General features: G+C 73.0%; 21 protein-coding genes. 6 read left to right on the top strand and 15 right to left on the bottom strand.

Features of this window, described 5'->3' with window-relative positions:
• Positions 1–51: 51 nt before the first annotated feature.
• From DEI93_RS02895 to DEI93_RS02910, 4 genes are all read right to left on the bottom strand, one after another.
• Positions 52–996, bottom strand: coding sequence for a 2-hydroxyacid dehydrogenase (locus tag DEI93_RS02895; protein ID WP_111119753.1), 945 nt, complete (start codon positions 994–996; stop codon positions 52–54).
• A gap of 2 nt (positions 997–998) precedes the next feature.
• Complete coding sequence (gene purL / locus DEI93_RS02900) at positions 999–3,299, bottom strand: phosphoribosylformylglycinamidine synthase subunit PurL (protein WP_111035607.1); 2,301 nt, start codon at positions 3,297–3,299, stop codon at positions 999–1,001.
• 256 nt (positions 3,300–3,555) lie between these two features.
• Positions 3,556–4,251: a phosphoribosylformylglycinamidine synthase subunit PurQ gene (purQ, locus tag DEI93_RS02905; RefSeq protein ID WP_111012427.1), complete on the bottom strand. Its 696-nt coding sequence runs from the start codon at positions 4,249–4,251 to the stop codon at positions 3,556–3,558.
• 5 nt (positions 4,252–4,256) lie between these two features.
• A complete protein-coding gene (locus tag DEI93_RS02910) occupies positions 4,257–4,508 on the bottom strand; it encodes a phosphoribosylformylglycinamidine synthase subunit PurS (protein WP_111011554.1) in 252 nt (83 codons plus the stop codon).
• Between the two features lie 124 nt (positions 4,509–4,632).
• On the opposite strand from DEI93_RS02910, the gene DEI93_RS02915 reads away from it, so the two are divergent.
• Positions 4,633–5,262, top strand: a complete 630-nt coding sequence (locus DEI93_RS02915; protein WP_111035494.1) for a PadR family transcriptional regulator — start codon at positions 4,633–4,635, stop codon at positions 5,260–5,262.
• Entirely contained in the window at positions 5,259–6,911 is a 1,653-nt protein-coding gene (locus tag DEI93_RS02920) for a DHA2 family efflux MFS transporter permease subunit (RefSeq protein WP_111119754.1), read from the top strand. The genes DEI93_RS02915 and DEI93_RS02920 overlap by 4 nt, the downstream gene beginning before the upstream one ends.
• A 205-nt stretch (positions 6,912–7,116) precedes the next feature.
• On the opposite strand, the gene DEI93_RS02925 is transcribed toward DEI93_RS02920, so the two are convergent.
• The 6 genes from DEI93_RS02925 to purD form a co-directional block, all read right to left on the bottom strand.
• On the bottom strand, positions 7,117–7,944 hold the full coding sequence (locus tag DEI93_RS02925; protein WP_111119755.1) for a cytochrome c oxidase assembly protein: 828 nt from the start codon (positions 7,942–7,944) through the stop codon (positions 7,117–7,119).
• Between the two features lie 222 nt (positions 7,945–8,166).
• Positions 8,167–8,733, bottom strand: coding sequence for a GNAT family N-acetyltransferase (locus DEI93_RS02930; protein ID WP_111011550.1), 567 nt, complete (start codon positions 8,731–8,733; stop codon positions 8,167–8,169).
• Positions 8,734–8,752: 19 nt separating this feature from the next.
• The gene (locus DEI93_RS02935; RefSeq protein ID WP_258371895.1) at positions 8,753–9,550 is read right to left on the bottom strand and encodes an SDR family oxidoreductase; all 798 of its coding nucleotides are present in this window, start codon (positions 9,548–9,550) and stop codon (positions 8,753–8,755) included.
• 91 nt (positions 9,551–9,641) lie between these two features.
• Positions 9,642–9,968, bottom strand: a complete 327-nt coding sequence (locus DEI93_RS02940) for a hypothetical protein (protein ID WP_111119756.1) — start codon at positions 9,966–9,968, stop codon at positions 9,642–9,644.
• A gap of 76 nt (positions 9,969–10,044) precedes the next feature.
• Complete coding sequence (locus DEI93_RS02945; RefSeq protein WP_111119771.1) at positions 10,045–10,929, bottom strand: phosphoribosylaminoimidazolesuccinocarboxamide synthase; 885 nt, start codon at positions 10,927–10,929, stop codon at positions 10,045–10,047.
• Positions 10,930–10,949: 20 nt separating this feature from the next.
• Positions 10,950–12,218: a phosphoribosylamine--glycine ligase gene (purD, locus tag DEI93_RS02950; protein WP_111012430.1), complete on the bottom strand. Its 1,269-nt coding sequence runs from the start codon at positions 12,216–12,218 to the stop codon at positions 10,950–10,952.
• 55 nt (positions 12,219–12,273) lie between these two features.
• Here purD and DEI93_RS02955 point away from each other — a divergent pair, with 55 nt between their 5' ends.
• A complete protein-coding gene (locus DEI93_RS02955) occupies positions 12,274–12,639 on the top strand; it encodes a sterol carrier family protein (protein ID WP_111011548.1) in 366 nt (121 codons plus the stop codon).
• 237 nt (positions 12,640–12,876) lie between these two features.
• Here DEI93_RS02955 and DEI93_RS02960 read toward each other — a convergent pair whose 3' ends face one another.
• Complete coding sequence (locus tag DEI93_RS02960; RefSeq protein WP_111119757.1) at positions 12,877–15,480, bottom strand: helix-turn-helix transcriptional regulator; 2,604 nt, start codon at positions 15,478–15,480, stop codon at positions 12,877–12,879.
• Between the two features lie 87 nt (positions 15,481–15,567).
• Between DEI93_RS02960 and DEI93_RS02965 the strand changes: the two genes are divergently transcribed.
• Complete coding sequence (locus tag DEI93_RS02965) at positions 15,568–16,014, top strand: hypothetical protein (protein WP_111027221.1); 447 nt, start codon at positions 15,568–15,570, stop codon at positions 16,012–16,014.
• A 163-nt stretch (positions 16,015–16,177) separates the two neighbouring features.
• Here DEI93_RS02965 and purF read toward each other — a convergent pair whose 3' ends face one another.
• Complete coding sequence (gene purF, locus DEI93_RS02970; protein ID WP_111011545.1) at positions 16,178–17,635, bottom strand: amidophosphoribosyltransferase; 1,458 nt, start codon at positions 17,633–17,635, stop codon at positions 16,178–16,180.
• A gap of 70 nt (positions 17,636–17,705) precedes the next feature.
• Here purF and purM point away from each other — a divergent pair, with 70 nt between their 5' ends.
• Positions 17,706–18,806 (top strand): phosphoribosylformylglycinamidine cyclo-ligase, encoded by a 1,101-nt coding sequence (purM, locus tag DEI93_RS02975; protein ID WP_111119758.1) that lies wholly within the window; start codon positions 17,706–17,708, stop codon positions 18,804–18,806.
• A gap of 332 nt (positions 18,807–19,138) precedes the next feature.
• Here the strand turns inward: purM and DEI93_RS02980 are convergent, their stop codons facing one another.
• Positions 19,139–19,348, bottom strand: coding sequence for a DUF3073 domain-containing protein (locus tag DEI93_RS02980; protein WP_111011543.1), 210 nt, complete (start codon positions 19,346–19,348; stop codon positions 19,139–19,141).
• A 165-nt stretch (positions 19,349–19,513) separates the two neighbouring features.
• Here DEI93_RS02980 and DEI93_RS02985 point away from each other — a divergent pair, with 165 nt between their 5' ends.
• Entirely contained in the window at positions 19,514–20,803 is a 1,290-nt protein-coding gene (locus DEI93_RS02985; RefSeq protein ID WP_284158554.1) for a pyridine nucleotide-disulfide oxidoreductase, read from the top strand.
• Positions 20,804–20,842: 39 nt separating this feature from the next.
• Here DEI93_RS02985 and DEI93_RS02990 read toward each other — a convergent pair whose 3' ends face one another.
• Complete coding sequence (locus DEI93_RS02990) at positions 20,843–21,088, bottom strand: DUF3072 domain-containing protein (RefSeq protein WP_111010194.1); 246 nt, start codon at positions 21,086–21,088, stop codon at positions 20,843–20,845.
• Positions 21,089–21,151: 63 nt separating this feature from the next.
• Positions 21,152–21,955, bottom strand: coding sequence for a hypothetical protein (locus tag DEI93_RS02995; protein ID WP_111120355.1), 804 nt, complete (start codon positions 21,953–21,955; stop codon positions 21,152–21,154).
• Positions 21,956–21,976: the final 21 nt, after the last annotated feature.

A 21,976-nucleotide genomic window follows, 5' to 3' on the forward strand; every position in this document is an offset into this window, starting at 1 on the left:
AGGCCACGCCCGGACCGTCGAAGACAGGCGGAACGGGATCGGTGGGCGCGGTCAGGCCGCGGGGGAGCCCGCCGCCTCGGGCTGGACCACGTTCACGAGCGGCCGCCCGGCCGCCAGGGCCGCCACCTGCCGCCGCATGAGGTCCACCGTCCGCGGCACGCTCAGACCCGTGTTCCCTCCGATGTGCGGCGTCAACACGGTGTTCGGCGTCGTCCAGAGCGGGTGCCCCGCGGGCAGGGGCTCCGGGTCGGTGACGTCGAGCGCCGCGGACAGGCGCCCGGACGACAGCTCGGCCACGAGCGCCTCGGTGTCGACGACCCCACCGCGGGCGACGTTGACGAGCAGGGCGCCGTCGGGCATGGCGGCGAGCAGTTCGGCGGACATCAGCCCGGCCGTCGTGTCGGTGAGCGGGGTGATGAGCACGACCACGTCGGCCGTCGCCACGAGCGTCGGGAGCTCGGTGAACGCGTGCACCTGCCGGCCGTCCTGCTCGCGAGCGGTGCGGGCCACGACGGTGACGTGGGACTTGAACGCCTCGAACCGCGCGGCGATCTCGCGGCCGATGGAGCCGTACCCGACCACGAGCACCCGCCGTTCCGCGAGCGAGCGCCCGAGCCGAACGGTCCACTCCTGCCGGGTGCGCTCGAGCGTGTGCACGTCGAGGTTCCGGAGCGAGGTCAACGCCAGCCCGACGGCGAGTTCGGCGGTCTCGTCGTCGTGGATCCCGCGGCCGTTCGCGAGCGTGGCGTGTCCGGGCACGTGGGGGAGCGCCCACTCGTACCCCGCGCTCGGGAGCTGCAGGAGATCGAGCCCGGGCAGGTCGTGCACGTACTGCCAGCGGTGACCGCCGCGGAAGTACGCCGGGATGAGCACGCCGGTGACGGAGGACGGCCGGGGGTGGGGCGACTCGATGTCCCACACCTCGAGCGTGACGCCGTCGGGCGCGGGCCCGAACAGGTCGAGCATCTCCGCGGTCGGCAGGGTGACGACCGTCATCGTCAGCCGAGCGTCCCCTCGGTGACGGTCTCCTCGACCACGGCACCGAACCGCTCGGGCAGGGTGCTGCCGTGGGTCCGACGGAGCTCGGCGAGCGGCACGGTGAAGGCGCCCTGGAGCTCGAGCGCCTGCGACTCCGCGTCGGTCACGCCGATGCGGAGCACCGGGTACCCGCGGCCGTCGCAGAGTCCCTGGAACCGGACGTCGTCCTCGCGCCGGACGGTGACGAGCACGCGGCCGGTCGACTCCGAGAACAGCGCGGTGGCGAGGTCGATGCCGTCGCGGTCCTCGAGCTCGTCGAGCACGACGCGCGCGCCGATGCCGAACCGCAGCACGGACTCGGCGAGCGACTGCGCGAGCCCGCCGTCGGCGAGGTCGTGCGCGCTCGTCAGCAGCTGCTCGTCGGCCGCGGCGTGCAGGAGGTCCGCGAGGGCCTTCTCCTGGTCGAGATCGACCGCCGGCGGACGCCCGCCGAGGTGCCCGTGCACGGTGCCGGCCCAGGCCGAGCCGTCGAGCTCGAGCGAGGTCCGACCGAGCAGGTAGACGTTGTGGCCGTCGTCCTGCCAGCCCGACGGCACCCGCTTGGCGACGTCGTCGATGATCCCGAGGACACCGACCACGGGGGTCGGGTGGATCGGCGTCGTGCCGGTCTGGTTGTAGAACGACACGTTGCCGCCCGTGACGGGGATCCCGAGCTCCATGCAGCCGTCGGCGAGGCCCTCGACCGCCTGCGAGAACTGCCACATCACCTCGGGGTTCTCCGGGGAGCCGAAGTTCAGGCAGTCGGTCACCGCCGCGGGCACCGCACCCGTCGTCGCGACGTTGCGGTAGGCCTCGGCGAGGGCGAGACGGGCGCCCTCCTTGGGGTCGAGGTAGCAGTAGCGGCCGTTGGCGTCCGTGGCGATCGCCACACCGAGGCCGGTCTCCTCGTCGACGCGGATCATGCCGCCGTCGTCCGGGAACGACAGGGCCGTGTTCCCGAGGACGTACGTGTCGTACTGGTTCGTCACCCAGCGCTTGTCCGCCATGTTCGGCGAGCCGAGCACCTGCAGGAACTGGGTGCGGAGGTCCTCGCCCTCGAACGGACGGTCGAGCGAGGCCGCGCTGTCCTCTTGCACCGCGTCGATCCAGGTCGGGTAGGCGACGGGCCGGTCGTACACGGGGCCGTCGACCGCGACGGTGCGGGGGTCGACGTTGACGATCTCCTGACCCTGCCAGTCGATGACCAGGCGGCCGGTGCCGGTGACCTCGCCGAGGACGCTCGTCTCGACGTCCCACTTGGCGGTGACCGCGAGGAACGCGTCGAGCTTGTCCGGCCGGACGACGGCCATCATGCGCTCCTGGCTCTCCGACATGAGGATCTCCTCGGCCGTGAGCGTGGGGTCGCGGAGCAGCACGTCGTCGAGCGAGATGTGCATGCCGCCGTCGCCGTTCGACGCGAGCTCCGAGGTCGCGCACGAGATGCCGGCCGCGCCGAGGTCCTGGATGCCCTCGACGAGGTCAGCGCGGAACAGCTCGAGGCAGCACTCGATCAGGACCTTCTCGGCGAACGGGTCGCCGACCTGGACCGCCGGACGCTTGGTCGGGCCGCCCTCGGTGAACGTGTCGGAGGCGAGGATCGACGCGCCACCGATGCCGTCGCCTCCTGTCCGGGCGCCGAACAGGACGATCTTGTTGCCGGTGCCCGACGCGTTCGCCAGGTGCAGGTCCTCGTGCTTGAGGACCCCCACTGCGAGCGCGTTCACCAGGGGGTTCCCCTGGTAGATCGGGTCGAAGTAGGTCTCGCCGCCGATGTTCGGCAGGCCCAGGCAGTTGCCGTAGAACGAGATGCCCCCGACGACGCCGTGCACGACGCGCGCGGTGTCCTCGGCGTCGATGGCGCCGAACCGAAGCTGGTCCATGACCGCCACCGGGCGCGCCCCCATCGAGATGATGTCGCGGACGATGCCCCCGACGCCCGTGGCCGCGCCCTGGTACGGCTCGACGTAGGACGGGTGGTTGTGGGACTCGACCTTGAACGTGACGGCGTAGCCGTTGCCGACGTCGACGACGCCGGCATTCTCGCCCATGCCGACCATGAGCCGCTTGGTCATCTCCGGCGTGACCTTCCGGCCGAACTGCCGCAGGTAGTTCTTCGACGACTTGTACGAGCAGTGCTCGCTCCACATCACCGAGTACATGGCGAGCTCGCCCGAGGTGGGGCGGCGGCCGAGGATCTCGCGGATCCGGGCGTACTCGTCGGCCGTGAGCCCGAGGGCCTCGTACGGCTGCTCCTTGTCGGGCGTCGCGGCGGCGTCCTGCACGGTGTCGGGAGCCGGGACCCCTCGGCCGCCCGCGGACGGACCGCCAGCGGCGCCAGCGGGAGCGGGCCCGGGGATCGTCGGCGCCTCGGCGACCGGGGCGCCCGGCGCGGTCGTGGCGGGCTCGGGCGCGAACTGCGCGTGGGCGTCGGACTGCTGGGCGTCGGTCACGGCTGCGGAGGCTCCTGGTCGCGGGCGTCGACGGTTCGGCGCCGGGTGGTCACGTCGGTGCTCGCCGTGTGACGAGCGGGGGTGCTCGTCACCGGACGAGCGTCGACTCGATGACCGAGGTGAAGAAGGTGAGGCCGTCGGTGCCCGAGGACATCGCGGCGGGGGTGTCCGGCCCGAACCCGGGCTCGGTGGCGTGCTCGGGGTGCGGCATGAGCCCGACGACGTTCCCGCGCTCGTTCGAGACGCCGGCGATGTCGTCGATGGAGCCGTTCGGGTTGACCCCGACGTACCGGAAGACGACCTGCCCCTCGCCCTCGATGCGCTTGATCGTCTCGCTGTCGGCGACGAACCGGCCGTCGGCGTTCTTGAGCGGGATGGTGATCTCCTGCTCGGGCGCGAACCCGCTCGTCCACGCGGTCTCGGCGTTCTCGACGCGCAGCTTCTGGTCGCGCCGGATGAACTGCTGGTGCGCGTTCCGGGTGTGCGCGCCGGGGACGAGCCGGGCCTCCGCGAGCATCTGGAACCCGTTGCAGATGCCGAGCACCGGCATCCCCTTGTCGGCGGCGTCGATGACCTCGGCCATGATCGGCGCCTTCGCGGCGATCGCACCGGCGCGCAGGTAGTCCCCGTACGAGAACCCGCCGGGCAGCACGATGCCGTCGACGCCCTGGAGGTCGTGGTCGCCGTGCCAGAGCGCGACCGGCTCGGCACCGGCCAGGCGGACGGCGCGCTGGGCGTCGCGGTCGTCCAGCGATCCGGGGAACGTGATGACGCCGATGCGCACCGGGGTCACTCGCCCTCGACGTGGACGGAGACGACGTCCTCGATCACGGCGTTCGAGAAGACGTCGGCAGCGATCCCGCGGACCTCGTCGAGCTTGGCGTCGTCGACAGGCCCGTCGACGGACACCTCGAACCGCTTGCCGATGCGGACGTTCGTGAGGTCGGACTTGCCGAGGCGGGCCAGGGCGCCGCCCACGGCCTTCCCCTGGGGGTCGAGGATCTCTGCCTTCGGCATGACCTCGACGACGATCGTGGGCACCTTGTCAACTCCAACAGGGGTCGGGGGGAAGGGACCAGCCGAGTCTACCCTTGCGTCCGATTGTTCCAAGGCGTATATTCCACGTCGAATAGTCGACGTCGGACAACAGGACGGGAGGCCCTCCATGCCGGACATGACACCGCTCGCGTTCGCCGCGCTCGCGCTGCTCGCCGAGCGCCCCATGCACCCGTACGAGATGTTCCAGACGATGGTGCTCCGGAAGGAGGACCGGAACGTCAAGGTGCGCCCGGGCACGCTCTACCACCAGGTCGGGCGACTGACGCAACTCGGATACCTGGTCGAGCAGGGCACGGACCGCGAGGGCAACCGGCCCGAGCGCACCACCTACGCCATCACGGAGCAGGGGCGGGCGGTGCTCCGCGAGCAGCTCCTGACGATGCTCGCGACCCCGGCCGAGGAGTACCCCGAGTTCCCGCTCGCCATCGCCGAGGCGCACAACCTGCCCCGCGTCGAGGTCCTCGACACCCTCGGCACGCGGATCGCCGCGCTCCGGGAACGGACGGCCTTCCTCGACGAGGCGTACGAGAGCGTCACCTCGAAGCACCTCCCCGAGCGCTACTGGCTCGACCTGGCGTACCAGCGCACCGTGCTCGCCGCCGAACTCGCGGCGGTCGAGCAGGTCGTCGACCGCCTCACCACGGGCGACCTCGACTGGGAGGGCGCGGACGACCACCCCGACGCCCTCGCGTACCACGCGACTGACCACCAGAAGGAAGCAGAACCGAACGCATGACCACCGAACGCAAGCCCTGGCCGGCCCTCTGGGCCCTCGTCATCGGCTTCTTCATGATCCTCGTCGACTCGACCATCGTGTCCGTCGCGACCCCCACCATCGAGCGGAAGCTCGACGCCGACATCGACTCCGTCATCTGGGTGACGAGCGCCTACCTGCTCGCGTACGCCGTGCCGCTCCTCATCACCGGTCGCCTCGGTGACCGCTTCGGCCCGAAGACGATGTACCAGATCGGGCTCGTCGTCTTCACCCTGTCCAGTCTCTGGTGCGGGCTGTCCGGCTCGATCGGCATGCTCATCGTCGCCCGCGTCGTGCAGGGCCTCGGTGCCGCGATGATGACCCCGCAGACCATGGCGACCATCACGCGGATGTTCCCGCCCGAGCGCCGTGGTGCCGCCATGGGCCTCTGGGGTGCCACGGCCGGCGTCGCGACCCTCGTCGGACCGATCGCGGGCGGCCTGCTCGTCGACGGCCTCGGCTGGCAGTGGATCTTCTTCGTGAACGTGCCCGTCGGCGTCGTCGCCTTCGTGCTCGCGCAGCGGCTCGTCCCCACGTTCGACACGCACGCGCACTCGTTCGACGTCCTCGGCATCGTGCTCAGCGCCGCCGGGCTGTTCCTGCTCGTCTTCGGCATCCAGGAGGGCGCAACCTACGACTGGGGCACCATCACGGGCCCGATCTCCGTCTGGTCGCTCATCATCGCCGGCATCGTCGTGCTCGCCGCGTTCGTGGTGTGGCAGGGCGTGCAGAAAGGTGAGCCGCTCCTCCCGCTCGGCCTGTTCGCGGACCGCAACTTCTCGCTCGCCAACCTGGCCATCACGGCCGTCGGCGTCTCGATCTCGTCCTTCGCGCTGCCGGTGACGCTCTGGGCGCAGGACGTCACGGCGTTCTCGCCGACGCAGGCCGCGCTCCTCCTCACGCCCATGGCCGTGCTCTCCGCGGGGCTCGCGCCGTTCGTCGGGCGCAACATGCACCGCGTCAACCCGAAGTGGATCGGGGCGTTCGGGCTCGCCTGCACCTCGGCCGGGCTGTTCTGGATCGGCTCCCTCATCGCCGGCAACGCGGCCTGGGGTTGGATCCTGCTCCCCGCGCTGCTGCTCGGCCTCGGCAACGCCTGCATGTGGGGGCCGCTGTCCGTCACCGCCACCCGGAACCTGCCGCCGCGCCTCGCCGGCGCCGGCTCCGGCGTCTACAACACGACACGGCAGATCGGCGCCGTGCTCGGTTCCGCCGGCATCGCCGCGCTCATGGAGTCGCGGATCTCCGCCGAGTTCCCCCACTCGGGAGGCGCGGGGAACTCCGGCAGCGCCTCCTCCGCGATCGGGGTGCTCCCGTCGTTCCTCAAGCTGCCGTTCAGCACCGCGATGGGGCAGGCGCTCGTGCTCCCCGCGGCCGTGCTGATCGTGGCGATCGTCGCCGCGCTGTTCTTCGCGAAGCCGAAGGCCGCGGCGTGGGGCGGGGCCGGTCGTCCGGCGGCGGGTGCGGGTGCCTCGGCGCAGGCCGGTGCCCCTGCCGCGGCGGCTGGTACTCCGGTCGGTGCCGGTGCCGGTGCCGGTGCCGGTGCTGGCGCAGGGGCGGAGGCCGGTGCGACCGCTGTCCCGGCCACCGTCGGCCCGACCACGGACGCGACGCCGACCATCCTCGAGTAGCCGCGCCCGGCCTCCCGGCCCCGCCGTCCCATGCACCTGCATGTGGCGACGGGGCCGTCGTCGTTCGACCGCGGGGATGTCGAGAACCAGGGGAAGAGGGTGCGTGCGGCTGCATGCCGGGGAATGTGGCGACGGGCCGCCGTCGTCCGACCGCGGGAGTGTCGGGAACAGGCGGAAGCGGGGGCCCCGGAGGGGGGACGGCGGGTCAGGCCTGGCGGCGGAACCGGTCGAGGTGTTCCCGCGTCATGGCCTCGACCTCCTCGTCGGACAGCTCGTCGATGCTGCGGGCCTCGCGGCGGTCGGTCCGCTGCCACCGGATGAACAGCGCGATGAGGATCGGGATGTCCCCGACCTCGGCGATGAACCAGAGCAGGTCCGCCGCCAGGTGCTGGTCCTGCAGGGCGGACGGCGCCCACGACGGCCCGACGAGCCCGACGCCCGCGTGGTCCATGACGTGGTTCGTGATCCGCATGACGACCCCGGGCACGGCGTCGAGCAGCAGCTCCACGAACGCGAGCAGGAACTCTGCCGTGAGGAACGTCGTGGAGCGCAGCACGCCCGGCTCCGAGATCGGCGCGACGAGCGCGAACCCGAGCATCGGGACGAACACGGTGATGACGACCTCCCACACGCCCGACGTGCGGATCGTCGCCGCGAGCGGGGTGAGGAGCACCGCGAACACCGCGAGCGCGACGAGCGGCGACACGATCGCGTTGCCGAGCAGCCGGACCGCCCGCGAGTGCAGCAGACCGTCGACGATGCGGACGCTCCGCTCGGAGCCCGCCAGACGGACGAGCGTGAGCGGGCCGCCGAGCGCGGCGAAGGTCGGCACGGCGATGAGCAGCAGCGCGAGCCGGAGGACGAACGCCCAGCGGAGTTCCCGGTCGTACACGCCGGTGATCCCGAACTGCAGGACCGCGAACAGCACGAGGGCCGCGACGAAGCCGAGCACCCGCGCTGCCGACCACTGGTGTCCGCGGCGCCGTGCGATGACGAGCCACCGCCCGTACGCCACCGCAGCGACGACGAGCATCACGGCCGCGAGCGGGTCGAGGTGCCAGGTGCTCCAGAAGACGGCGGGCGTGGGCGTGGGGTGCCTCCTGGCGTGCGGGGCCGCGGCTCGCGCGGGAGCCGCGGCGGTGGAGGTTCCATTGTCGGTCCACGGCGACCGTCCGGCGCGCTCCGCCTCGGTGAGATTCGGCTCAGCCCCGCTGTGCTCCGCACCGGGTGCCGTCGCGGCGGACCGGCATCCGGCTCAGACCAGCTGCGCGTCCCAGTGCAGTTCGCCGCCCGGCCAGTCCTCGAGCGTCGCGCGGACGGGTAGCACGAGCCACCCCTCGTCATCGACGACGGTGAGGCCCGCCCCGTCGGCGGTGAAGGCCGAGTACCAGCCCGCGGTGTCGGAGAGCAGTCGCCAACCGGCCGAGCCGTAGAACGGCACGCGGTCCTCACCCGTCCCGAGCAGGCCGAAGGGGACCGCGAGCTCGTCGAGCACCGCCGCGGTCCGCGCCAGGAGCTCGCCACCGAGCCCCCGGCCCTGGAGGCGCGGGGTCACCCCGACGAGCCCGACCGCCCCGACGAGCTGGTCGCGTCCGCCGACGGTCACGAACATCCGCCGGATCCCGACGTGCGCGACGACGACGTCGTCCACGGTCGCGATCACCCGCCGTTCGGGCTGCATCCCGCTCCAGCTCCGCCCGCCGACGTACCAGTGGTCCCAGTCCGGGAACGCCTGCGCGAGCATCGCCGCGATGGCCTCGTGGTCGGTGAGGGTGAGGTCGCCCTCGCGGACGACGGTCCACTCGGGTGCGGGCTCGGTCATCGCTCCATCCTGCCCCGGCTCAGACCTCGAGCGAGAACCCGCCGTCGGACTTCAGCAGCTGCCCGTTCACCCAGCCGCCCTCGGGCGAGCAGAGGAACCCGACGAGCGCGGCCGTGTCCGCGGGGGTGCCGAGTCGACCGCCGGGGGTCCGCCCGAGCACCATCTCGACGACCTCGGGCGTCATCCACCCGGTGTCGTTCGGTCCGGGGTTCACGAGGTTCGCCGCGACACCGAGGTCGGCGAGCTCCTTGGCGGCGGCCAGGACGATCCGGTCGAGCGCGCCCTTGCTCATGCCGTACGCCAGGTTGAACGCGGTGTGGTCGCTCGTCAGCGCGACGATCCGGCGCCGCTCCCGCGGGACCTCGGCGGCCGGGCCCCGCAGTGCCTCGGCGTACGCCTGGATCATCAGGAACGTGGCCCGGGCGTTCACCGCGACGTGCCGGTCGAAGGCCTCGACCGTCGTGCTCGCGATCGACGAGTCGACCGACTCGGCGTGCGACAGCACGAGCGCCGCCACCGGTGCGTCGAGCGCCGCCGCCGCCGCGGGCACGAGTCCCGCCGCCTGGTCCGCCTCCGCCAGGTCGACCGGGAGGCGCGCCACTCGGGCACCGGCAGCGGCGCAGGCCTCGACCACCGCGTCGACCCCCTCGGGGTCCGGTGCGCCGTACACGCGCTCGTCGTACGGACCCCACCAGCTGAAGGCGAGGTCCCAGCCGTCCGCCGCCAGCCGTTCCGCGAGCGCCGCCGCGATGCCCGCGCGGCGCCCGACCCCCGTCACGAGCGCGACCGGTCGCGCTGATGTCCCTCGGTCGACCACGTCGTCGTCCTCCCCGTCGGTTGTCCCGTCCGCCTCGGACATCATGGCCTCGCTGATGACCGTCGACGGGCGGCACACGCCGGAGCGGAGATCAGCGGTGGCAGCCCCCGGTGCCGAGCCGGACGTGGACGACCTCGTCGACGTGCAGCGTCGTGCGCAGCGTGCAGAGCCCCGACGCGCGGACCGTGATGCGCCCGAGCGGCACCCCGGCGAAGTCGGACGACTGCCCGGGGAGCATCGACTGGTGCTCGACGAGCTGCCCGTCGGCGTCGAGCACCTGCACGGTGTAGCGGTGTCCCTGCGCGGCGTCGGTGCTCACGTCGACGCTCACCCGACCCGTGCTGTCGTGGACGGAGCAGCCGGCCAGGCCGGTGACGAGGCCTGCGGCCAGGGCGATGGAGCACAGGACGCGAGGCACGGATCCAGCGTACGTCGCGCCTCCCGGACCGGTGCTCGGAGCGTGACCGGCCGGTGCCGTGCTGCGACGCGGCGGGTCAGGCGCCGAGGCGTTCGATGAGCTCCCGGTACCGCGCTGCGGTCCGCTCGACGATCTCGTCGGGCAGCACGGGCGGGGTGCCCTGCCCGTCCCAGTGCTCGGTGAGCCAGTTCCGCACGATCTGCTTGTCGAACGACGCGGTGCGGTCGCCGCCCTCGTGGGCCTCGGCGTCCCAGTAGCGGCTCGAGTCGCTCGTCAGGACCTCGTCCGCGATCCGGATCTGCCCGGCGGCGTCGTGGCCGAACTCGAACTTCGTGTCCGCGATGACGACGCCGCGCTGCAGGGCGATCGCGGCCGCGGACTCGTACACGTGCAGGGACATGTCGCGGAGCGCGGCGGCGACGTCCGGCCCGACGAGCTCGACCGTCCGCTCGTAGGTGATGTTCTCGTCGTGGGCGCCCTGCGGGGCCTTGTACGCGGGGGTGTAGATCGGCTCGGGCAGCCGGTCGCCGTTCGACAGCCCCGCGGGCAGGGCGACGCCGCACACGCTCCCGGTCTCCTGGTACTCCGCCCAGCCGCTGCCGACGAGGTACCCACGCACGACGCACTCGATCGGGAACATCGTGAGCGGCCGGACGCGCATCGACCGTGCCGCCACGGCCTCCGGTACGGGCGTGCCCTGGTGGGTCTCGCCGAGCAGGTGGTTCGGGACGTCCCCGAGCTGCGCGAACCAGAACCGCGAGAGCCGCGTGAGCAGCTCGCCCTTGCCGGGGATCGGCGGTTCGAGCGCGTGGTCGAACGCGCTGACGCGGTCGCTCGCGACGAGCAGGAGCTCGGTCGCGGTCGCCGGGGAGGCCGCGCTCGCCGGCACGTACAGGTCACGGACCTTGCCGGTCGCGACGTGCCGCCAGCCCTCGAGCTCCGCTGCGGTCGAGGGGCGCACGCCCCCCGTCTCCGCGGCGGTCACCGTGCCACCCGCGCCGCGATGTCGGTGCGGTACTGCGCGCCCTCGAGGTGGATCCGGGACAGGCCGGCGTAGGCCCGGGCCCGCGCCTGCTCGAACGAGTCACCGATCGCGACGACGTTGAGCACCCGGCCGCCCGTGGCGATGAGCTGTCCCTCGAGCATCCCCGTCGCGGCGTGCAGGACGGTCACGCCCTCGAGTGCCGCGGCGTCGTCGAGTCCGGTGATCGGCCGGCCGGTGACGGGGTTGTCGGGGTACCCCTCGCTCGCGAGCACGACGGTGACGGCGGCACCGGGCGCGAACTCCGGACGCGGGGTCTGGCCGAGCCGTCCGGTCGCGGCGGCGAGCATGAGCGCGCTGAGCGGCGTCACGAGGCGGGGGAGCACCACCTGGGTCTCCGGATCGCCGAACCGCGCGTTGAACTCGATGACGCGGACGCCCTGCTCGGTGACGATGAGGCCGCAGTAGAGGAGCCCGATGAACGGGGTGCCCTCGTGCTCGAGCCGGCGGACCGTCGGCAGCGCCACGAGTTCGGTGACCTCGTCGACGAAGGCCCGCTCGGAGCCCCAGCGTTCGTCGAGCCACGGCAGGCGCGAGTACGCCCCCATGCCGCCGGTGTTCGGCCCGACGTCGCCGTCCCCGAGCCGCTTGTAGTCCTGCGCGGGGGTCATCGGCAGCACGTCGTGGCCGTCGCTGAAGAAGAAGAGCGAGACCTCCTCGCCGTCGAGGAACTCCTCGATGACGACGTGGCCGTACTGGAGCCAGTAGGTCGCGTGCTCGACGGCGGCCTGGCGGTCCTCGGTCACGAGCACGCCCTTGCCGGCCGCCAGCCCGTCCGCCTTGACGACGTACGGCGCGCCGAGGCGGTCCAGGGCGGCCTCGACCTCGTCCGCCGTTCCCACGTGGGCGGCCTCGCCCGTCGGGACCCCGGCCTCGGCCATGATCCGCTTGGCGAACGCCTTGGAGCCCTCGATCCGCGCCGCGGCCTTGCCGGGCCCGAACACCGCGATGCCGCGCGTCCGGAGCGCGTCCGCGACGCCCTCGACGAGCGGGGCCTCCGGGCCGATCACGACGAGTTCGATGCCGTTCTCGATCGCGTACTCCGTCACGAGCCCGCGGTTCGTCGCGTCGAGCCCGACCGTCTCGACGTCGGCGGCGATACCGGTGTTGCCCGGGGCTGCGGTGATGACGTGGCCGGCGTCCTCCGCGAGGAGCGCGGCGATGATCGCGTGCTCACGGGCACCGGAACCGAGGACGAGGATGCGCACGGCCACAGCCTACCGAGCGACGGTCGACCGCCGGCCCGGGCGGTACGCTGACGCCGTGCCCCGCAGGACCATCGACGCCGCCGAGGGCGCCGCCGCGCTCGCCGCCGTGCAGGGCGGAGCCACCGATCGCACGTCCACCGCGACCGCCGTGCGGTGGACGCTCCAGGAACTCGCCGACACCGTGCCGGGCAACAGCGTCGAGGTCCGTGTCCCCCCGTACGGAGCTGTCCAGGCCGTTCCGGGACCGCGCCACACGCGCGGCACGCCGCCGAACGTGGTCGAGACCGATGCCGCGACCTGGATCGCCCTCGCCACAGGGGCGATCTCCTGGGCCGAGGCGGTCGGAGCCGCGCGCGTGACGGCGTCGGGATCACGCGCCGACCTGGCCCCGTTCCTCCCGGTCCGCCTGCCGCGCGCCTGACCGCGCTCGATCGGTCCGGTTGTCCCCCGTGTCCCTCGGGCGGGTGACAGATTTAGGTACCTGCTTACCGATGCCGACCGGTGGGTCCCCTCGTTAGCGTTGGTGACGCCACCGGGAGGCGGGCCCGACCCGAACGGGCCCGACCCCGACGACACCCACACGACGCTGCCCGAACAGCGTTCGTGTGGGTGCCATGGCCGTGATCACGGCGCACGTGGTGTGCGGCGGACTCGACGATCAGAGTCGATCGACGAGTTCCGACCGCGAGTGGATGTCCCACTTGGCGAAGATCCGCGCGATGTGCGCGTCGATCGTGCGGACGCTCCGGCCGAGCTGCTCGGCGATCTGTCGGTTGCTCAGCCCCTGCCCGGCGAGCTCCGCGACCTCGTACTCGCGACGGGTCAACGGGGGGCCCTTCTGGCCGACGCGGATCATCACGCCCGCGGCCGCCAGGGTCGCACGTGCCTCGGCGATGACCCGCTCGTCCCCGCTCGCGAGCGCCGCTGCGTGGCCGACGATCGCCGGCGCGAGGGCACCCTCGACGTGCTCGGCGGCGGCGCGGAGCCGGGCCAGGGCGCCCCGGGTGTCCGCCCCCTGCGCGAACAGCAGCACGAACTGGACGTTGCGCGCGAGCATCGCCGGCATCCACGCGCCCGAGCGCTCCGACCGCTGCGCGATCGTCATGGCGTCCGCCATCGCGGCGGGCCGCCCGAGCACCGAGTCCGTGAACGTCAGGCTCAGCGGGATCTCCTCGCCCGTGATGCGCATCCCACGGAGCGGCGTCGCGCGGGCGCGTTCCGCCGACACCACGGCCTCGCGCGTCCGCCCCGCGACGGCCTGCGCGAACGCGAGCTTCGCCCAGGCGTATCCGGCGAACCCGCCGTGGTCGAGCACCGCGAACCGCTCGCACGCGCCGGAGAACGCGGTGATCGCGTCGTCCCAGCGGCGCTCCGCGAGCGCCTGGTTGCCGGCGCCGAGGAGCTCGAGCGTGAAGTCGTACTTGAAGAACGGGCTCCACCGACGGTCGACCTGCACCGTCAGGCCGCTGACGTCGCCCGCCCAGAGCTGGACCTGGTGCAGCACCGAGTACAGCTCGCCGAGGCTCCACGGCGCGACCTCGATGTTCGCTGCGGCGACCTCGAGTGACGTCCGGCACAGCCGCAGGGCCTCGCCGATCCGGCCGGTCGTGGCGAGTGCCACCACGGCGCACGGTGCGATCGCCAGGAACCCGAACGGGATCACGGGCGCGTGCAGCACGCCGCTGCGCTCGACCTCGGCGAGCACCTCGGCGAACCGGCCGCCCCAGCCGAGATGCGTCAGCCGGAGGACCCGGAGACGCTCCCGGGACGCGTCGTCCACGAGCGTCGCGGCCTCCTCGACCAGGGCGACCGCGGCGTCGACGTCGTCGTCGTGGAACTGCCGGAGGTTCGCCAGGACCTCCACGGCCTCGACGAGCAGGTCCCCGGGCAGGGCGGTCGGGTCGGAGCGGGCGAGCAGCCAGGCACGTTCGGCGTCGTGGCGCGCGGCCTCACGCCCGACCCCGTAGGTGCGGGCCGTCGCGCGGAGGCACAGCGCGGCCACCGACACCGCCAACGTCGTGTCGTCGGCCGACAACGCGGACGAGGCGAGCGCCGTCGCGCTCTCGTACTCCTGCAGCCGTACCGCCACCCCGGCGGCGTCGAGCAGCTGGTCGGCCGACGGCACGACGCCGCACTCGAGCGCCCACAACGCGGCACGGAGGCGCGCGGCCGGTGGGGCGTCCCCGCCGACCGGGTCAGCGCGGAACGCGTTCGCCCGCGCGAACAACCGGGCCCGACGTGCCACCGGGACGAGGGACCGGACGACCTCGCCGACGAGCGGGTGGGCGGGCCGGACCACCGGTGTGCCGTCCGCCGTCATGTCGGAGTCGACGGACACGATACCGAGCGACGCGACGCGGTCGACATCGGCGTCGTCCACCAGGGCCAGCAGCCGCGACAACGGGATCGGGTCCGCCAACGCCACGATGTCCACGACGTCCCGGAGGGCCGGTTCGAGGCCCGCGAGTTCCGATCGGTACATGTCCGCCAGGCTGTTCGACGCGGTGATCCGCCCGGGCCAGTACCACCCCGACGCGGTCCGCTCGAGGGCGCCGGACGCGACCGCCGCGCGGACGACCTCGCGCAGGTGCAGGGGGTTGCCGCGGGTCGCGCGGTGCACTCGTTCCACGCTGGCGTGCTCGAGCGGACCGGAGAGCGCCCGCTCGAGCAGCCGCTCGGTCTCGCGGAGGTCGAGCGGCGTCAGGTCGATGCGTTCGAGCAGGTCGTCCTGCCACAGGCGGCGCAGGGGCTCCTCGAGCCGGGTGAAGTCGCGGCAGGTCAGCACGAGCCGTGCGTGCGCGTGCCGGACGAGCCAGGCGACGTACCGCGCGGTGATCGGGTCGAGGTGGTCGGCGTCGTCGATGCGCAGGACGACGTCGCGGTCGACGAGGTCCGCCGCGACGCGGAGGGTGTGCTCGGCCTCGAGCTCGTCGGTGAGCGCCGCGGCAGGCAGGTCCCCGAACCGGGCGATGGCGGCCGCGAACGGCTTGGCCGTCTCGTGCGGTGAGGCCGTGATCGGGATGACCCGGACGTCCCCGGTGCTGCGCTGCGCCACGCGGTCCGTGACGCGCGCGGCCACGACGCTCTTGCCGAGTCCCGCCGCGCCGACGATGGCGACGCTCCAGCCGTCGTCGGCGAGCACGGTGACGGCGCGGTCCTCCTCGCGCCGCGGGACGAGTGGCCACGGCAGACGGGCACCGGGACGGGAAACCCATCGGCGCGTGTCGTCCTCCGGCTCCACCACGGCCGTCGCTCCTCGCATGTCGGGACTTCGTCGTCCCCCATTGTCCTCGGTCCGGGGGACCCATGACCAGGCTGCGGATGTCCCACAGTGGGGGACAATGGTCCGGTGAGCACCACCGAGCCGTCCCCAGACCGCGGGACCCCCGACGAACCGCGGACCGTCGACGCGTCCGTCCCCGCCCCGTCCGAAGTGGCGTCGCGTCGTGAGGTCTCGATCCGGCGTGCTCCGAAGTTCGGCGTGTTCATCGTCGGCGGCGGCCTGCTCGGATTCGTCGTGACCTTCTTCGTCGTGCTCGCCACGCAGCACCTCGCCGACGGCGCGTCCGTCGCCACGACCGGCACGAGCCGCGGGTCCGACGTCGGGTTCTGGGGTCTCGTCGGGTACTTCTCGTTCTACGGTGTGACGGCGGGCGGCGTCATCGGCGCGATCGTCGCGATCGTGCTCGACCACCGGTTCTCGAAGCAGGCCCGACGGCTGACCGCCGAGCACCTCGGCATCACATCGCCGACCGAGACGGTCGACGGCGTCGTCGAGGACGACCGCGGGCGCTGAGCCCGACCGCGGGCGCCGCGGACGACCGCAGGCGCCGCGGGCGCCGCGGGCGACCGCAGGCGCCCTCCCTCCGGTCCGAGCACCACGCCTGGTCCGGCGGGCCGGACACGCGTGACGGCCGGGAGGCGGGCCTCCCGGCCGTCACGCACACGTGCGTCGGGCGTCAGCTGAGCTGGTTCGCCTCGACCCAGGCGAGGTACTCCGGCGTGACGGTGCCCGTCACGTACTCGCCCGTGAAACAGCTCATCTCGAGTTCGGTGACGTCCGAGCCCTCGATGATCGCCTGCTCCATGTCCGCGACCTCCTGGTAGATGAGGTGGTCGCTCCCGAGCACGGCGTTGATCTCCGGGATCCGGCGGCCGTGCGCGATGAGCTCCGCGCGGGTCGGCATGTTGATCCCGTAGACGTGCGGGTAGCGGACCGGCGGCGCGGCTGACGTGAACGTCACGTTGTTCGCCCCCGCCGCGCGGGCCATCTCGACGATCTCGCGACTCGTGGTGCCCCGGACGATCGAGTCGTCGACGATGAGGATGTTCTTGCCCTTGAACTCGCTCGACATCGCGTTGAGCTTCTGGCGCACCGATCGCTTGCGCTCCGCCTGCCCAGGCATGATGAACGTGCGGCCGACGTACCGGTTCTTGTAGAAGCCCTCGCGATACTCGATGCCGAGCTTCCGCGCGACCTGCATCGCCGCGGGCCGTGACGAGTCCGGGATCGGCATGACGACGTCGATGTCGCCTGCAGGCGCGTACTTGGCGACGGTGTCCGCCAGGCGCTCGCCGAGGCGGAGCCGGGCCTCGTACACCGAGATGCCGTTCATGATCGAGTCCGGACGAGCCAGGTAGACGTACTCGAACGAGCAGGGGACCAGGCGCGGCTCGACGGCGCACTGGCGCGAGACCATCTGCCCGTCGACCGAGATGAACACGGCCTCGCCCGGGGCGACGTCGCGCACGATGTCGTACCCGCCGGACTCGAGCACGAGCGACTCGCTCGCCACGATCCACTCGCTCGACCCCGCGTCGTCGAACCGGTGCCCGAGGATGAGCGGCCGGATGCCGTAGGGGTCGCGGAAGGCCAGGACGCCCTGCCCGGCGATGAGCGCGATCGCGGCGTAGGAGCCCTCGACCCGCTCGTGCACGCGTGCGACGGCGTCGAACACCTGGTCGGGGTCGAGGTCGGTGCCGCGGACCTGGGCCTGCAGTTCGTGCGCCAGGACGTTGACGAGCAGCTCCGTGTCCGACGACGTGTTGAGGTGCCGGCGGTCGATGTCGAACAGCTCGCGCGTGAGCTCACGCGTGTTCGTCAGGTTCCCGTTGTGGACGAGCACGATGCCGTAGGGGGCGTTCACGTAGAAGGGCTGGGCCTCTTCCTCGTTGCTCGCGGCACCCTTCGTGGCGTACCGGACGTGGCCGAGGCCCATCGTGCCGAGGAGTGCGCGCATGTCGCGCGTGCGGAAGGCCTCGCGCACGTGTCCGCGGGTCTTGTGGGAGTGGAAGACGTGCCCCTCGGCGGTGGCGATACCGGTCGAGTCCTGCCCGCGGTGCTGCAGGAGGAGGAGTGCGTCGTAGATGGATTGGTTGGCTGGTCCCTGGGAGACGAGACCGACGATGCCGCACATGCGCAGCGGACTCCAGACCGTAGAGTGGGGGGTACCGAACAAGTCTGCCACGCCCTCGGAGGATGAACGAATGGCGAATCCCTACGCCGAGGCCGGTGTGGACACGGCGGCGGGCGACCTCGCCGTCGAGCTCATGAAGACCGCGGTGGCGGCGACGCACTCCGCGTCCGTGCTCGGGGGCGTCGGTGGGTTCGCCGGGCTCTTCGACGTCTCGTTCCTGCGGGACTTCAGCCGTCCGTTGCTCGCGACCTCGACCGACGGCGTGGGCACCAAGGTGGCCATCGCGCAGGCGATCGACAAGCACGACACGATCGGCCAGGACCTCGTCGGCATGGTCGTCGACGACATCGTCGTGGTCGGCGCGCGGCCGCTGTTCATGACGGACTACATCGCCTGCGGCCGGGTCGTGCCCGGTCGCATCGCGGACATCGTCGCCGGGATCGCCCGCGGCTGCTCGGCCACGGGCACGTCGCTCGTCGGTGGCGAGACCGCGGAGCACCCCGGGCTGCTCGGTCCGGACGACTACGACGTCGCCGGTGCCGCCGTCGGCGTCGTCGAGGCCGACCTCGCCCTCGGCCCGCAGCTCGTGCAGGACGGGGACGCGGTCATCGCGATCGCGTCGTCCGGCCTGCACTCGAACGGCTACTCCCTCGTCCGGCACGTCCTGGCCGCGCGGGGCGTCGGGTACACCGACCACTCGGACGACCTCGGCGGCACCGTGGGCGAGGTCCTGCTCGAGCCGACCCGGCTCTACACCGCGCCGCTGCTCGACCTGCTCGGCGACCCCGTGTTCGCCGGCACCGTGCACGCGCTGAGCCACGTCACGGGCGGGGGCATCGCGGCGAACCTCGCCCGGGTCCTGCCGCGCGGTGCCTGGGCCGAGGTCGACCGCACGACGTGGGCGCCCCTCCCGGTCTTCCGCGTGCTCGCCGACATGGGCGACATGGGCGTCGAGTCGACCGAGGGCACCTGGAACCTCGGCGTCGGGATGATCGCCGTCGTCGCGCGGTCCGCCGCCCCGCAGATCGTCGCCGCGCTCGGGGCCTCCGGGCTCGCCGCCTGGCAGGTCGGCGAGGTCTCGACCGCCGAGCACGACCTCGACGGGTTCGAGCAGGGCGCCAAGGGCGTCGACGGGGGCGCGGTCCGCCTGGTCGGACGCTACGCGGACTGACGCGCTCGGGCCTCCACGCCACTGCGCGCTCGGGCCTGCACGTCGCTGCGCGATCGGCCTGCACGCCGCTGCGCGCCCGGACGACACCTGCGCGCCCGGACGACGGCGCCCGTGTGTCCTCGACCCGCGCCCGTTGCGGCCGCGCGCCGACTGCGCGTGCGGGCGACAACGGCGCGATCAGGCGACGGCGCACTCGTCGTCGGGGCGCGCGGTCGCTGACCGGCGCGCACGAAGCCTGCGGACACAGCGAAGCGCCGCGCGGTCCTCCGCGCGGCGCTGCTCCCGACGATGCCGATCCCCATCCGGGACGACGCCCGGGCCGGACGACGAGGTCAGGCGGACCGGTCGTGCTGGTCCTGCTCCTGCTCGACCTCGTCGTCATCGTCGGCGTACTGATCTGCCCACTTGTCGACGTAGTCGTCCGAGGACTCATGCCCTGCGGACAGCTCGCGTTCGAGCGCACCGTAATTCGTCTCGGGGCTGAAGTACTTCAGCTCCCGAGCGACCTTGGTGTGCTTCGCCTTCTGACGGCCGCGCCCCATGCGTGACCCCCTCGTGTGATCGGCCCGGCATCCGGCTCGGGCCCGTCTCTCCGGGTCGAACCCGGGCAGCCGAACGGTGCGTGGTTTCGAAATCTAGCGGTCACTTTACCATGTACCCCGATCCGCTCATGGTCGTCGGGGGGCGTCCACAGGAGAATCGAGGGGATGCACGCCACCCTGCCGACCGGACGCACGCGCGTGCTCGTCGTCGGTGCGGGTCAGGCCGGGCTCGCGGTCGCCTACCATCTCGGCCGGCTCGGGCTCCGGACCGCCGATCCGGCGTCCTCCGCGGGCACCGTCGGCCTGCACGAGGTGGTCGTCGTCGACCGGGCACCCGGGCCGGGAGGCGCGTGGCAGTTCCGGTGGGAAGCCCTGCGGCTCGGCGCGGCGCACCGGGTGCACGACCTGCCGGGCATGGGGGCCATGGGCCTGCACTTCGCCGACGCCGACCCGGAGCGTCCTGCCCGGGACGTCGTCGCGGAGTACTACGGCCGCTACGAAGCGAACCACGGGATCCACGTGGACCGCCCGGTGGAGGTGGTCCGTGTGGCCGACGGCGGCCGGGACGGCGGCGCGGACGCCGGCGGCGGGAACCGCGGCGGCGCGGACGACGGCGGCGCGGACGACGGCGGGGACCGCGGCGGCGGGGACGGCGGCGGCGGGGACCAGGTCGGCGGGGACCGCGGCGGCGGGGACCGCGGGTGGGCGGGTGACCTCGTGGCGACCCTCCGAGCAGCTGACGGCACCTCGGGCGAACTCAGGACCGCCGTGCTCGTGAACGCCAGCGGCACGTGGGGCACGCCCTTCGTGCCGTGGTACCCGGGCCGCGACCGGTTCGCCGGTCGGCAGCTCGACACCACGGGCTACCGCAGCGCCGAGGAGTTCCGGGGCCAGGACGTGGTCGTGGTCGGCGGCGGCACGAGTGCGATCGGCTTCGTGCTCGAGCTCGACGGCGTGGCGGCCTCGGTCACGTGGTGCACCCGCCGTCCGGTCGACTGGCGGGACGAGTCGACGCTCGGCGTGGAGTCCGCCGTGGCCGCCGTGGCCGAGCAGGACGCAGCTGCCCGAGCGGGTTCGGTCCTGCCGAGCATCGTGCACGGGACGGCCGTTCCGGTGTCACCGCGGATCCGGAGTGGCCTGGATCGCGGAGTGCTCGTCCCGCGCCCGGTCCCCGAGCGCATCGAGCCCGACGGCGTGCGGCTCGCCGACGGGTCGTTCCACCACGCCGACGCGATCATCTGGGCCACGGGGTTCCGGCCGGACGTCCGGCACCTCGGTCCGCTCGGGCTGCGGACCCCGGCGGGCGGGATCGAGGTGGCCGAGGGCCAGGCGATCCGCGACCCGAGGGTGTTCCTGGCGGGGTACGGGCCGCAGGCCTCGACGCTCGGGGCCGACCGTGCGGGGCGGTCCATCGCGCGGCGCGTGCTCGCCCGGCTCGAGCGCGGGGCGTCCTGAGCCGGAGACACGGCACCGGCACCGGCACCGTCAGCGGCGTCAGTCCTGCCCGCGCCCGGTCTCCTGCTGCAGCCGGTCGATGTTCTCGGACGCCTCGGCCTTGGTCAGGTCGGCGGGGAGTTCCTCACCGGCCTCACGCGCGAGCGTGTCCAGGTAGCTGCGCTGCGGGCCGGTCATCGGCTCGTCACCGGTGACCCAGTCCGACGGGTCCTTGCTCGCGGTGGTCGAGGGGTCGGGGCGGGGGCCGCCGAGGGTCTCGCCGGCGTGGTCGTCTGCGTTGCTCATGCCCGGGAGGCTACGCCGCACCCCCGACACGCACCTCGACGGCCGGGACCGAGCGGGGTACGCCTACGCGGCGACGGCCTCGGTGACGTACCGGACCAGGTCGGGCCCGACGCCGGAGACCGCCACGGGCACCGGACCCCGGTGGCCGCGGTCGACCCACATGGTGTTCGCGGGGGCGTCGAGGCGGACGATCTCGGCCCGCTCGCCCTGCTCGACCCAGAAGGCACGGACACGGACCGACCCGGGTGCGGGCGCGGGCGGCAGACCCGCGCGGTCGCCAGCGTGGTCAGGGTAGACCCCGGGCGCGAGCACGGGCAACACGGGCGTGGTGAGCACCGCGACGGCCGATGCACCGTCCTCGGTCCGGGCGTCGTCGCGCACCTCGACGACGCGGACGACCTCGTCCCGCGGCAGGGGAGCGTCGAGCCGGAGGTCCCCGGGCGACCCGGCCAACGCGCGGAACGCGGGCCGACCGTCGGGGCCGACGTGACCCTCCCGGTCGTCGATGCGGACGCGACCGCGCGTGCGGGTGTCCGCGAAGAGCCCGGGGCGCAGTCCGGCACCGTGCGCTTGGGGGAGGGGCACGATCACCAGGTCGGGCCGGTACCAGTCGCGGAGCGTCGCGGGGTCGACCCAGCCGACGGTCGGTGTGCCGCGGACGAGTTCGGCGCCGTCCTCGGCGTGTTCGTCGAGCGCGCCCGTGGGCCAGGGGCCGCGGACGGCGACCATGCCGTCGTGGCGCCCGTCAGCGGCCGAGGACGGCACGTCCGTCAGCACCTCGACCCGCTTGGAGACCTTGCCGCCGTGGCTGTCGAGCGTCGCGTAGGTCCGGAGCGCCTCCGGCGCGCTCGTGGTCCAGTCGGTCATGGTCGGCCATCCTACGTCCGG

The sequence above is a fragment of the Curtobacterium sp. MCBD17_035 genome (assembly GCF_003234815.2).
GTDB lineage: Bacteria > Actinomycetota > Actinomycetes > Actinomycetales > Microbacteriaceae > Curtobacterium.